Origin of the sequence: Serratia sp. BNK-23 (assembly GCF_047456145.1) — a bacterium.
GTDB lineage: Bacteria > Pseudomonadota > Gammaproteobacteria > Enterobacterales > Enterobacteriaceae > Serratia > Serratia nematodiphila.
Map to the genome: position 1 here is coordinate 56,830 of NZ_CP179900.1, position 12,296 is coordinate 69,125.

Sequence of the window (12,296 nt, forward strand, 5' to 3'; positions counted from 1 at the left end):
GTGAGCGTGTGTTTATTGTGTGAAGCAGGCGCCGATCCCGGCGCCTTGTCTGTTTTGGCGCAGCGCTGGCGGCTGACGTCCGACGATGACGCGCCGATGGCGCTGGTACTGACCCCAGAACGGCTGGAGCTGCGCAAGCGCGACGAGCCGAAGCTCGGCGGGATCTACGTCGATTTCGTCTCCGGCGCCATGGCGCACCGGCGCCGCTTCGGCGGCGGCCGCGGCGAGGCGGTGGCCAAGGCGGTCGGCATCAAGGGCAGCTACCTGCCGGACGTGGTGGACGCCACCGCCGGGCTGGGGCGCGACGCCTTCGTGCTGGCGGCGCTGGGCTGCCGGGTGCGGATGCTGGAGCGCAATCCGGTGGTGGCGGCGTTGCTGGACGACGGCCTGCAGCGCGGCTATCAGGATGCGGAAATCGGCCCGTGGCTGCGCGAGCGCCTGACGCTGCTGCACGCCTCCAGCCTGACGGCGCTGGCGGATCTCAGCCCGCGTCCCGAGGTGGTGTATCTCGATCCGATGTTCCCGCACAAGCAGAAAAGCGCGCTGGTGAAGAAAGAGATGCGGGTGTTTCAATCGCTGGTGGGCAGTGACGATGACGCCGACGGCCTGCTGGAACCGGCGCGCCGTTTGGCCACCAAGCGCGTGGTGGTGAAACGCCCGGACTACGCGCCGCCGCTGGCCGACGTGCCGGCGCACGCCGCCACGCTGACCAAAAGCCACCGCTTCGATATCTACATGCCGCTGTAATGTCTGCCGGGCCCGCCGTGTCGGGCCCTCAGTTTTCCTCTCGTAAACTTTTCCCCACGCCGCCGCCCGGATGCACCGCCAGCAAGGCGCTCTTGTCGTAACCACTGCGCGCCATCAGGCAGGCGCAGGCGGCGTCGAAGATCGCCAACACCAGCACAATTGAGGTGGTGGCCAGCATGTTCAGCGGATCTATCTCCTTCTGCACCCCGGTAGCGATCGTCAGCTGCGCCGCCTGCGCGATGGCGGAATGCGGGTTTTCCGTCACCGCGATCAGCGTCACCCCCTTGGCCTGCAGCGTCGGCAGCAGGCGGGTCAGCTCGTCGGAATTGCCGCCGCGCGAGATCAGGATCAGCAGATCGTCGGCGCGCAGGAAGCCCAGATCGCCGTGCGCCGCGCCGGTGGCGTCGAGATAGACCGCCGGCCGCTCCACGCAGGCCAGCATATGGGCTATCTTGCGCGCCGCAATCCCCGAGGTGCCGACGCCGGTGACGGCGATTTTACCGCGGCAGTCGGCCAGCAGCGCCAGCAGCCGCTGCCAGGTGTGCGCGTCGAGGCGTTCGCCCAGCTGCGCCAGCTCCTGGCTGTAGGTTTGCCAGCCCTGTACGGCCTGCCGCCACTCCTGCTGCATCACGCCTCCTCCTGCATCAACCGGCGGTATTTCATGTGGTCGTTGTACAGCTCGTGGAACACCCGGTATTTACGGTCGTAATAGCTTTTTATCTGGTTGGTCTGCGGCGTGACCGTCTTGCCGATGCGGCTCATGGCGCTCATCGCCTCCGGCAAGGTGTCGAACACGCCGGCCGCCACGGTGCCCATTATCGCGCCGCCCAGCAGCATCGCTTCGCTTTCCTCCGGCAGCAGCATGGCGCAACCGGTGGCGTTGGCGTGCTCCTGCACGAAGATCGGGTTCTTGGTGCCGCCGCCGCTGGCCATGATGGTGTCGATGCTGTAACCGCTGTGGTTCATGGTTTCGATGATGTGGCGGGTGCCGAGCGCGATGGCCTGAATGGTGGCCAGGTAGTGCAGCGCCATGTCTTCCGGCGTGCGCGACAGCTTCAGCCCGGTCAGGATGCCGGTCAGCGTCGGGTTGGCGCGCGGCGAGCGGTTGCCGTGGAAATACGGCAGCATGTGAATGTCCTGCGTCAGGAAGGCGATGTTCTCCGGCTCGCCGGCAATGCGGCGCAGAATGGCGTTCAGCACCTCATAGATGGTCTGGCCCTGAGTTTTCGCCTGCGCCAGCAGCTCCTGATAGCACGGGTGCGACTGGATGACGTGGTCGATCAGCGCGCCGGTGGCGGACTGGCCGCCTTCGTTCAGCCAGTATTCCGGCAGGATCGCCGAATAATACGGCCCCCAGACGCCGCCGATAAAGCGCGCGGTGCGCGACATCGCCATATGGCCGGTGGAGGTGCCGCCGATCAGCGCGACGCGGCGGTTGAAGTCGGCCACCTCGCCGGAGACGCCGGTGGCGCCCAGCGTGCCGAGGGTGCCGGCGTGGGCGTCGATGATCGATACGCTCACCGCCGTGCCGGCGATCAGCCCCATCTCGCTGGCGGCGCGCTGAGTCAGGCCGTGGCCCAGCGGCTCGCCCATCATTTTAACGTCGCTGCCGATCTTGGCCGCGTCATGTTCCAGCACGTCTTCCAGCCCGATCTGCTGGAAGTAGCTCTTGTCCCAACGCTGCTCGTGGCCGAGATAGGTCCACTTGCACACCGTCGAGCACAGCGAGCGGGTGGCATCCTGGGTGGCGCGCCAGGTGAGGAAGTCCGGCAGATCGAACAGGTAGCCGGCGTTGGCCCAGGTGGTGGGCATGTGCTGTTTCAACCACAGCAGTTTCGGCGTCTGCATCTCCGGCGAAATGATGCCGCCGACGAAGTCCAGCACCCGGTGTTTGGTGGCGTTGATGCGCTCGGCCTGGGCGATCGCCCGGTGATCCATCCACACGATGATGTTCTGCTCGGTGCGGCCGGAGGGGCTGACGGTCAGCGGTTTGCCCTCTTTATCCAGCACCACCAGCGAACAGGTGGCGTCGAAGCCCAGCCCTTTGACCTGGATCGGGTTGATGTCGGCCTGGTTGACCGCGTCGCGCACCGCATTGCACACCGCCTGCCAGATGTTATCCGACGACTGCTCGACGAAATCCGCCTTTGGCCGGTACAGATCGATGGCCCGGCTGGCCTGGCCGACCATGCGCCCATTGAGATCGAATACGCCTGCGCGCGCGCTTCCGGTGCCCACATCTACGCCAATAAAATAGCTCGCCATTATCTGTTTTCTCCTAAGCTTTTCGATTCTGTAACGCGATAAACAGGATCAGCACGCCGCCCCACAGGGCCATGGTCAGGTAGCTGCTGACCCCCAGCAAGTTGAGGCCGCTTTCCAACATTTGCAGCACGATCAGCGCCAGCACCAGCCCCAGAATGCGGCCGAAACCGCCGTCCGGGTTGATGCCGCCCAGCACCGAGGCCAGAATGGTCACCAGCAGATAAGATTCGCCGTAGCCGGCCTTGGCCGAGTTGAACTTGGCCATCATCAGCAGCGCGGCGCCCCAGCCGAGCAGCGCCGACAGGATGTACACCGCGATCTGCACCCGCGCGGTGTTCACGCCGCTAAAGCGGGTGGCCTGCTCGTTGGAGCCGATCAGGTACAGGCTGCGGCCCAGCGTGGTGTGCTCCAGCAGCAGCCACAGACCGACCGCCACCAGCAGGAACAGGATCAGCGCCACCGGTACGCCGAGCACGGCGCCGTTGCCGAGAAATTGAATCGCCGCCGGGAAGCCGGAGATCACCGCGCCGTTGGACAGCAGAATATTCAGGCCGGTGATCAGCGTCATGGTGCCGAGCGAGGCGAGGATCGGCGAAACGCCGATCCAGGCTACCAGCACGCCGTTCAGCGCGCCGATCGCCACCGCCACCAACAGGCCGGCCAACAGCGCCAGCGCCAGGAACAGCGGCTGGTCGGGATGGCTGACGATGATCGCCGCCATCACCAGCGAACAGGCGTTGGCGCCGGCGATGATCGACAGGTTGATGCCGCCGGTCAGCATGGTTATGCCCATGCCGAGCGCCAGCAGGCCGAGGATCGGCAGCTGCGAGGCGATCGACTGGAAGTTGCCGAGGCTGAAGAAGCGCGATCCGAGCAGCCCGGCGAACAGCAGCGCCACCGCGATGATGATCGCGCCCTGCAGGCGAATGATCCGATCGTTTGGGATCAACCGAGTTAACTGCGTCATGTCAGATCTCCTTGAGCAGCTTGCGTTTTTCGTTCCAGGCGGTGGTGCTGATGCTGATCAAAATGATCGCGCCGCTGAATACCTGGTGCCAATAGGCCGAGACGCTGAGCAGCGTCAGCCCGTTTTGCAGGAAGGCCAGCAGCACCACGCCGAGCAGGGTGCCGGTCAACGATCCGCGGCCGCCGCTCATGCTGGTGCCGCCCAGCACCACCGCCGCCAATACCGTCAGCTCGAAGCCGAGCAGCGAGTTGGGCGCCACCGACTGGGTGATTTGCGCCTGCACCACCGCCGCGACGCCGGCCAGAATGCCCATATAGCCGTAGACGCAGAAGTGCAGCCGCAGCAGATTCAACCCCAGGCGCGACGCCGCGTCGCGATTGCCGCCCATGGCGTAGATCTGGCGCCCCAGCCGGGTGCGGTTCATCAGCACGCCGGTGACGACGATGGTCGCCAGCAGGCACAGCAGCGGCAGCGTCAGGCCGTAGTCGTAGCCGTCGGCGCCCTGGAACGAGAACCAGTTGATGCCGTTCATGAACCAGTCAGGGAAGCCGTACAGCCAGGTGCCGTTGGTGGCGTATACCAGCAGGCCGTAGAACAGGTTAAGGGTGGCGATGGTGATGATGATCGCCGGCACCTTGAGCCAATACACCAGGAAACCGTTCACCAGCCCGAGCAGCAGGCCGACGCCGATCGCTAGGGCGAACGCCAGCGGGAAGCTGCCGCCGTGCTGGATCACCCAACTGGCCATCACGTATTGGGCGATGGCGGTGATCGCCGGGAACGAAATGTCGATGCCGCCGGCGATCAGCACCACGAACAGCCCGCAGGCCAGGATGCCGAGAATGGCGTAGCTGGTGGCGACGTCGGTCAGGTTGCCGAGCGTCAGAAACTCGTCGGTGCCGGCGCTCAGGCCGATCGCCAGCAGCAGCACCAGCAGGCCGAGATAAAACTCGTGCCGCCCGGCCAGGCGGGCCAATAATGACTTATCCATTCACCACCTCGGCGATCTGTTGTTCGGTACTCTGGTGCGGCGCGAATTCGGCGATCAGCTCGCCCTTGCGCATCACCATCACCCGATGGCTGTTGTAATAGGCTTCCGGGATCTCGTCGCAGATCATCAGCACCGCCATGCCCAGCTGCGCCAGATCGCGGGCGATCTGGTAGATCCCCTCTTTGTTGGCGATGTCCACGCCGACGGTGGGCGAGTCGAGGATCAGGATCTTCGGCTGGGTCGCCACCCATTTAGCGATGGCGATACGCTGGGCGTTGCCGCCGGACAGGGTCTTCACCGGCAATGCGCTGTCGGACACCTTGATGTTCAAATCGCGGATCAGCCGGTTGACCAGCTCGGTCGCCTTGGCGTGATCCAGCAGCCCAAGCGAGGTATGCAGCCGATCGAAGACGGTGACGATGGTGTTGTCGTAGATCGATTGCTCCATGATCAATCCCTGCGTCAGACGATCCTCCGACACATAGCCGATGCCGTGGCGCACCGCTTCGCGGTTGTTGTGCAGCTGCACCGTTTGGCCCTCGATGCGGATCTCGCCGCTGTCCGGCCGCGTCATGCCGAACAGGCTGAGGCACAGTTCGGTGCGGCCGGCGCCGAGCAGGCCGACGATCGAGACGATCTCGCCGCCGCGCAGCGCCAGATTGACGTTGCGGTATTTTTCGCCGCGGCTGAGGTTGCGCACCTCGAGCAGCGGCGCCTGTTCGGCCGGCGGCAGCGGGGGCAGCGGGCTGTAATGGAAGCGTTGGCCGGTCATCAGGAACGCCAGTTCATGGCTGTCCAGTTCGCTGGCCGGCCAGGTGCCCACCAGCTTGCCGTCGCGCATCACGCTGATGCGATCGGCGACTTCCATCACTTCATCCAATCGGTGGCTGACGAACACCACGCAGATGCCGGCTGCTTTCAATTCGTTGACCACCCGCAGCAGGCCGTCGACCTCCTGGCGGGTCAGCGAGGCGGTCGGTTCGTCCATGATAACCAACCGCGCTTCGGCGGCGATGGCGCGGCAAATCGCCACCAGCTGCCGATCGGCGATCGACAGTTTTTCTACTTTTTTATCGGGATCGATGTGTACGCCGACCCGCGCCATGGCGTCCAGCGCCGTCTGGCGCATCACCCGCTTGCGCACCCAGAAGTGGCCGCCGGGCAGGTAACGGTGGATGGCGATGTTTTCCGCCACCGTCAGGTTAGGGAACAGCGACAGGTCCTGGTAGATCACCTGTATGCCGTAATAACCGGACAGCTGCGGCGTCAGGGCGTGGAAGAGTTTGCCTTCCAGCGAAATATTGGCGCCTTTTTCCGGCTGATAGACGCCGGAGATGATTTTAATAATGGTGCTTTTGCCGCAGCCGTTTTGCCCGGCCAGGCAGTGCACTTCGCCTTTATTCAGCGTCAGGTTGATCTGGTCTAATGCCAGCACGCCTGGGAATCGCTTGCTGATATTCTCCAGGGTGATAAATGCGGGGGAGGCTGTCATAACGTTAACCTGTGCTTGCGTAGCGGCCGAAGCCCTGGGCGCAGCAACGCTGCGCCCCTACGAGGGTTTAACTACTTTCCCGGTGTGGCGAAATTACGCGAAAAATCAGAATCCGAGCGATTGGGCGTTGTCTTTGGTCACTTCCAAAATCTTATTAAACCGAATCACTTTGTGCTCCATATCGACGTCGGCCTTACCCAACCCCTCGATCGACAGGTCTTTGTTCACGTCCTTGCCCTGCAGCAGCTGATCGGCCACCGTCACCAGCGCATAACCGGCGTCTTTCGGATCCCACAGCAGCGCTTTCTTGATGTCGCCGCGCATCAGGTAAGGGGCGGCCTGCGCCGGCATGGCGATGCCCACCACCGCGATTTTGTCCTTGGCGCGCTTCTTGGCCACCGCCTGGCCGGCGCCGATCGGGCCGAGCGAACCAAAGCCGATGATGCCCTTCATCTGCGGATAGGTTTTCATCAGATCCAGCGTGGTGGCATAGGATTTGTCGATGCTTTCCGCCACCGGCAAGCGCGAGGTGACTTCAAACATGTCCGGGTATTTTTCTTTCTGGTACTTGATGGCGGAATCGGCCCAGGCGTTGTGCAGCGGCACGGTCAGCGAGCCGACGTAGATCGCGTAGCCGCCTTTGCCGCCCATGTTTTTCGCCAGCTCATCGACGTTGGCCTGCGCGTATTTCTCGCTGTCGATGGTCTCGATGTCCCACTGGCCGATCTGCTGGTCCGGGGATTCATGGGTCAGCACCACGATGCCTTTGTCGCGCGCTTTTTTCAGCACCGGCTCCAGCACCTTGGCGTCGTTCGGCACCACGATGATGGCGTTGACGTTCTTGGCGATCAGATCCTCAATCACCTTGACCTGCGCGGCCGGATCCGGCGTAGAAGGGCCGGTCTGGTAGGCGTTGACGTCGAGTTTTTTCGCCGCTTCGTTGACGCCCACTTCCATGCGGTTGAACCACGGAATGCCGGTCACTTTGGCGACCACGGCAATCTCATATTTATCAGCGGCGAACACAGGTGTTGTCGATAACATGCACGCAGAAACCACACATGCATTTAATAATGCGAGGTTAAATTTCATTAGCTGTACCTTTTTTTATCTGTAGGGGTGGCGGTTTTTCCACCGCTGCAGATTACAAAGGAATGGAAGAGGGGGCGTAGCCGAAGTTAACGAAATGTGATCTGCGCACATTTAAGTAAAATATTGACGTATTTAGTGTTAAATAAATGTTTAATTATTTGGCGGTGGTAAATTTACTACCAACTAAACGGCTGTAAATAACTTTTTATTAACTTTTAATTAACGTTTGCGCATCATTTTGATGGCTTGGACGCGGAAAAAAATGCCGGCGCAGAGGCCGGCATTGAAGCATTTAATCGATGTGTGAACAAGATCACCTTTGCGCCCGATTACAGCACGCCCTGGGCCAGCATCGCCTCTGCAACCTTGACGAAACCGGCGATATTCGCGCCGTGCACATAGTGGGTTTGCTTGCCCTCGCCGCCGTATTCCACGCAGGCATGGTGAATATCCGCCATGATATGTTGTAAACGTACATCCACTTTTTCCGCCCGCCAGCCGATGCGCGCGGCGTTTTGCGCCATCTCCAGCCCCGAGGTGGCCACGCCGCCGGCGTTGGCCGCCTTGCCGGGCGCGAACAGCACCCCGGCGTCAAGGAAGGCGTCGGTGGCCTGGATGGTGGTCGGCATGTTGGCGCCTTCCGCCACCGCTTTCACCCCGTTGCGGATCAGCGTCTGCGCCGCCTCGAGATCCAGCTCGTTCTGGGTGGCGCACGGCAGGGCGATATCCACCGGCACGTTCCACGGCTGCTGGCCCGCCAGGTAGGTCAGGCCGCGTTCGCGGGCGTAGTCCGCCACCCGGCCGTAGCGCTGGTTTTTGATCTCCGCCAGGTGCGCCAGCTTCTCGGTGGTGAAGCCGTCTTCGTCCACCAGAGTGCCGCCGGAATCCGATACGGTGATCACGCGCGCGTCCAGCTCCAGCGCTTTCTCGATGGTGTACTGCGCCACGTTGCCGGAGCCGGATACCGCCACCCGCATGCCCTCAAAGCCCAGGCCGTGGCGCTGCAGCATGGCGTCGGTAAAGTACACCAGGCCGTAGCCGGTCGCCTCGGGGCGGATCAGACTGCCGCCGAAGGAGAGGCCCTTGCCGGTAAACACGCAGGCGGTGTTGTTGGACAGTTTTTTCATCATGCCGGCCATAAAGCCGACTTCACGGCCGCCGACGCCGATGTCCCCGGCCGGCACGTCGGTGTCCGGGCCCAAGTGGCGATACAGCTCGGTCATCAGCGCCTGGCAGAAGCGCATGATCTCGCCCTGGCTTTTGCCCTTGGGATCGAAATCGGAGCCGCCTTTGCCGCCGCCCATCGGCAGGGTGGTCAGCGCATTCTTGAAGGTCTGCTCAAAGCCGAGGAACTTCAGGATCGACAGGTTTACCGATGGGTGGAAGCGCATGCCGCCCTTGTAGGGGCCGATGGCCGAGTTGAACTGCACGCGGAAGGCGCGATTGACCTGCACCTGGCCGCGATCGTCCACCCAGCTGACGCGGAACTGAATGATACGCTCGGGCTCCACCAGGCGCTCCAGCAGCGCCTGTTCGCGATAGCGCGGGTTGCGCTCGATAAATGGCCACAGCGAGGTGAACACTTCGCGCACCGCCTGCAGATATTCCGGCTGGTGAGGGTTATGGCGTTGTAACGAGGACAGGAAAGACTCTACCGATACGGCATATTCCATGGATAACTCCTTTTCGCATTAAATTTCCCCCGCTATTTCTTATAAATATGGGTATAGGCGATGCTCGGGGGAGGATGTTGTGTCTTTAGCGACTATATCATCGGAGGGCGGTTGATTATCAAGCGATTAATCGGCGTGGCGGCATGAAAAACGCCCGCAGGGCGCGGGCGTTGGTCAGTTAAGTTAGCAAACGCTTACTTTATTCGTCTTCTTCATCGCGCAGCGGCACGATCAGCATATCGATGTGCACGGTATTGATCAGCTGGCGCGCGGAAGACATCAGCTTGCTCCAGAAGTCCTGATGGTGGCCGCACAGCACCAGGTCCATATCGTATTTCTTGATGGCGTCCACCAGCACCTGCGCCAGATCGCCGCTGCCGCTCAGGGTCTCAGTGATCGGGTAGCCGGCGTTTTGCGACAGCTCGGTCAGCGCCTGATGGGTTTCTTCAGAGATGCGTTTTTGCATGTCGCCGAGATTGACGTCGATAAGGCCGGTATAGAGGTCGGAATAGTTGACATCGACGTGGATCAGAGAAACTTTGGCGTTATACGGCCGCGCCATAGAGACGGCTTTTTCTACCAGGATCTTGCTTTCCGGGGATAGGTCTACCGCGATCAATATGTGTTTGTAAGCCATAAGAATACTCCTTCCATAAACATGCCGATTAAAAAGGGTTAGCAGGCGTTCCGTGTACCCGCCTGGCGCTGTTGGTTCCATAGTATCATTCGGATAACGCAATGATATGTTGGGGCGATCACACTGCGCCGCATCGAAAATCTCTGCGCACGATACCTTTTGTTGTACACCCGCGTGGCGTAAAAGCCTATGGGTTATGCGGGTTTTAACGGTCTGACCGCTTGAATTATAAGCGTTATTAAACAAAGTATAGCGCTAAATGTGCAATCAGCGCTCCAGATGCGGCTGCAACAGGCTTTCAAACCACTCATGAAACACCGCCAAACGGCGGGAACGCTGGCGGCGATGGGGGTAGATCAGGGCGATCGGCATGGAGGCGGCGCGGTAACCGGGCAGGACTTCCACCAGTTCACCGGCGTCGAGCAGGTGTTGTACGTCGTAGCGCGGGATTTGCATCAGCCCCAGCCCGGCGCGGCAGCAGGCGATATAGCTTTCGGCGTTGTTGACTACCACCCGGCTGGGCAGTTCGAGCCGTTGCGTATGGCCGTCGCCGGTTAGGTATTCCCAGGGGGATTCGCGGCCGGTCCTGGGCGAGGCGTAGCCGATGCTCCAGTGCCCCTCGGCAAGATCGCCGGGGTGGAGCGGATGACCGAATTCGCTCAGGTAGGCGGGGCTGGCGCAGTTGATCAGCGCGATATGGCCGAGCGGCCGCATCACCAGGCTGCTGTCGTGCAGATCGCCGACGCGCACCGCGCAGTCGACCCCCTCCTGCACCAGATCGATGGCGCGATCGGCGGAGCCGAGCACCAGCTGCAGGTGAGGATGGCGCCGCAGCAAGCCGGGCAGCGCCGGCGCGATCAGCCGGCGGGCGATGCGGCTCGGCACGTCGACGCTGAGCCGTCCGGAGGCCTGCCGTTGGCTGGCCTGAAATGACTGATCGATGTCTTCCACTTCGGCCAGCAGCGGGCGCAGCCGCTCGAGCAGCTGTTCGCCGTCGGCGGTCAGCCGCACCTGCCGCGTGGTGCGGTGCAGCAGGCGCACGCCCAGCTGCGTTTCCAATTGCTGCACGGCGGCGGAGACCGAGGCGCGCGGCACCTCCAGCGCATGGGCCGCCCGGATAAAGCTGCCCATTTCCGCCACCTGTACGAATACGCGGTATTGATTGAATCTGTCCATCTCGCTGATCTGCTGTTCCTTGGCGCCGTTTCTGACAGTAGAGTGTAGCCGCATGGCGCGGTTGCGCGCGAGCAGGTGCGGGGGCGATAGGTGCCCCCGCCGGGTTCATTTGGTGGTGTAGCCACCGTTGATCAGGATGGTTTGGCCGGTTACCCACCAGCCGTCGCTGACCAGATGGCGGATGAACGGCACCACGTCTTCGATATCGGTCAGGCCGGTTTGGCTGAATGGCGACAGCGCCGCCGCCGTCTTGTGGTAGGCCACGGCGTCCGCACCCTCTGCCGGGTAGAAGAACGGGGTATCCATCGGGCCGGGGCCGACCGCCGTCACGGAGATACCGCGCTCGCCGAACTCCTTGGCGGCGGCGCGGGTGAAGTGCTCCACCGGCGCCTTGGTGCCGGCATAAGCGGCGTAGAACGGCGTGAAGGCGCCGAGCAGCGAGGTGACCAGCGTGCAGATTTTGCCGTTGTCGTTAAGGTGCTTACCCGCTTCTTTCAGGAAGAAGAACGCGGTTTTGGCGTTGACCGCCGTCATCTCGTCGTACTCGGCTTCGCTGATGTCGATCAGCGGCTTTTTCAGCACCTTGCCGACGGTATTGATGGCGATATCCGGCTTGCCGACGGCGGCGACCGCATCGGCGAACAGCTTCTCGACCGCGCCCGCGGTGGTCAGATCGGCCTGCAGCGCGACACCTTGCGCCCCGGCGGCCTGAATGGCGGCGACGGTTTTTTCCGCTTCGGCTTTGGAAGCGGCGCTGTTGTAGTGGATCACCACCGCTTTGGCGCCTTGTTCAGCCAAATCGCGCGCGATCAGCCCGCCGAGGTTTTTGGCGCCGCCGGCGATGAGGACGGTTTTTCCCTTGATTGAATGGTTTGCCATAACAGTTTCCTTGGATGAGCGTAACGGAAACCTGAGTCTAGCCAGCGTGGGGGAAAGATCAGCGGCGTGGCGCGGGATAGACTATCCAGAAAAGCGACATAATCGAAACGGACGGTTATCGCTTATAACGCCCCGGCAGGTGACTTTTCGCTACAGGGCGGTAAATTTTATCCACTGCTCAGGCCAGTTTGCGTTTCATTAACCTACAATGATGGATATGGGCCTCATCATTTCTCCTCTGAGTAGAACCATGCCGTGCAAATCTCATCGTGCGCTGCGGCAACGTCTTCGGAGGCGGTGGGTTATGGGCGTGGCCCGTGCAGGCAAAAAAAGGGGATGAGAGCGGTAAGCTCCAGCAGAGTATCGGGTAATGAGGT

General features: G+C 62.0%; 11 protein-coding genes. 1 reads left to right on the top strand and 10 read right to left on the bottom strand.

Translation table 11 applies throughout. The features are described from left to right. Complete coding sequence (gene rsmJ, locus ACMGF9_RS00245) at positions 1–747, top strand: 16S rRNA (guanine(1516)-N(2))-methyltransferase RsmJ (RefSeq protein ID WP_015379370.1); 747 nt, start codon at positions 1–3, stop codon at positions 745–747. A gap of 28 nt (positions 748–775) precedes the next feature. On the opposite strand, the gene ACMGF9_RS00250 is transcribed toward rsmJ, so the two are convergent. The 10 genes from ACMGF9_RS00250 to ACMGF9_RS00295 all read right to left on the bottom strand — a co-directional run bounded on the left by ACMGF9_RS00250 (position 776) and on the right by ACMGF9_RS00295 (position 11,919). Continuing rightward, the gene (locus ACMGF9_RS00250) at positions 776–1,375 is read right to left on the bottom strand and encodes a KpsF/GutQ family sugar-phosphate isomerase (protein WP_004931004.1); all 600 of its coding nucleotides are present in this window, start codon (positions 1,373–1,375) and stop codon (positions 776–778) included. Next, entirely contained in the window at positions 1,375–3,012 is a 1,638-nt protein-coding gene (locus ACMGF9_RS00255; RefSeq protein WP_414160472.1) for an FGGY-family carbohydrate kinase, read from the bottom strand. Before ACMGF9_RS00255 ends, ACMGF9_RS00250 begins: the two co-directional genes overlap by 1 nt. 13 nt (positions 3,013–3,025) lie before the next feature. Next, positions 3,026–3,979: an ABC transporter permease gene (locus tag ACMGF9_RS00260; RefSeq protein WP_015379368.1), complete on the bottom strand. Its 954-nt coding sequence runs from the start codon at positions 3,977–3,979 to the stop codon at positions 3,026–3,028. 1 nt (position 3,980) lies between these two features. Then, positions 3,981–4,970: an ABC transporter permease gene (locus ACMGF9_RS00265; protein WP_004930997.1), complete on the bottom strand. Its 990-nt coding sequence runs from the start codon at positions 4,968–4,970 to the stop codon at positions 3,981–3,983. Next, positions 4,963–6,462: a sugar ABC transporter ATP-binding protein gene (locus tag ACMGF9_RS00270; protein ID WP_172575013.1), complete on the bottom strand. Its 1,500-nt coding sequence runs from the start codon at positions 6,460–6,462 to the stop codon at positions 4,963–4,965. Before ACMGF9_RS00270 ends, ACMGF9_RS00265 begins: the two co-directional genes overlap by 8 nt. A 105-nt stretch (positions 6,463–6,567) precedes the next feature. Next, a complete protein-coding gene (locus ACMGF9_RS00275; RefSeq protein WP_031300309.1) occupies positions 6,568–7,554 on the bottom strand; it encodes an autoinducer 2 ABC transporter substrate-binding protein in 987 nt (328 codons plus the stop codon). A gap of 329 nt (positions 7,555–7,883) precedes the next feature. Continuing rightward, positions 7,884–9,227 (bottom strand): NADP-specific glutamate dehydrogenase, encoded by a 1,344-nt coding sequence (gdhA, locus tag ACMGF9_RS00280; protein WP_021505207.1) that lies wholly within the window; start codon positions 9,225–9,227, stop codon positions 7,884–7,886. A 199-nt stretch (positions 9,228–9,426) separates the two neighbouring features. Further along, positions 9,427–9,864 carry a universal stress protein UspA gene (uspA, locus tag ACMGF9_RS00285; RefSeq protein ID WP_004930988.1) on the bottom strand — a complete coding sequence of 146 codons (438 nt, stop codon included), beginning with the start codon at positions 9,862–9,864 and terminating at the stop codon, positions 9,427–9,429. Between the two features lie 267 nt (positions 9,865–10,131). Continuing rightward, entirely contained in the window at positions 10,132–11,040 is a 909-nt protein-coding gene (locus ACMGF9_RS00290) for a LysR family transcriptional regulator (protein ID WP_015379363.1), read from the bottom strand. Between the two features lie 105 nt (positions 11,041–11,145). Further along, a complete protein-coding gene (locus tag ACMGF9_RS00295; protein ID WP_004930983.1) occupies positions 11,146–11,919 on the bottom strand; it encodes an SDR family oxidoreductase in 774 nt (257 codons plus the stop codon). Positions 11,920–12,296: the final 377 nt, after the last annotated feature.

What these genes read in the sequence shown, in the direction of transcription:
- ACMGF9_RS00275 (WP_031300309.1), bottom strand. Translation starts at nt 7,554, where the DNA reads ATGAAATTTAACCTCGCATTATTAAATGCATGTGTGGTTTCTGCGTGC.
- uspA (WP_004930988.1), bottom strand. Translation starts at nt 9,864, where the DNA reads ATGGCTTACAAACACATATTGATCGCGGTAGACCTATCCCCGGAAAGC.
- ACMGF9_RS00260 (WP_015379368.1), bottom strand. Translation starts at nt 3,979, where the DNA reads ATGACGCAGTTAACTCGGTTGATCCCAAACGATCGGATCATTCGCCTG.
- ACMGF9_RS00295 (WP_004930983.1), bottom strand. Translation starts at nt 11,919, where the DNA reads ATGGCAAACCATTCAATCAAGGGAAAAACCGTCCTCATCGCCGGCGGC.
- ACMGF9_RS00265 (WP_004930997.1), bottom strand. Translation starts at nt 4,970, where the DNA reads ATGGATAAGTCATTATTGGCCCGCCTGGCCGGGCGGCACGAGTTTTAT.
- gdhA (WP_021505207.1), bottom strand. Translation starts at nt 9,227, where the DNA reads ATGGAATATGCCGTATCGGTAGAGTCTTTCCTGTCCTCGTTACAACGC.
- ACMGF9_RS00270 (WP_172575013.1), bottom strand. Translation starts at nt 6,462, where the DNA reads ATGACAGCCTCCCCCGCATTTATCACCCTGGAGAATATCAGCAAGCGA.
- ACMGF9_RS00255 (WP_414160472.1), bottom strand. Translation starts at nt 3,012, where the DNA reads ATGGCGAGCTATTTTATTGGCGTAGATGTGGGCACCGGAAGCGCGCGC.
- ACMGF9_RS00290 (WP_015379363.1), bottom strand. Translation starts at nt 11,040, where the DNA reads ATGGACAGATTCAATCAATACCGCGTATTCGTACAGGTGGCGGAAATG.
- ACMGF9_RS00250 (WP_004931004.1), bottom strand. Translation starts at nt 1,375, where the DNA reads ATGCAGCAGGAGTGGCGGCAGGCCGTACAGGGCTGGCAAACCTACAGC.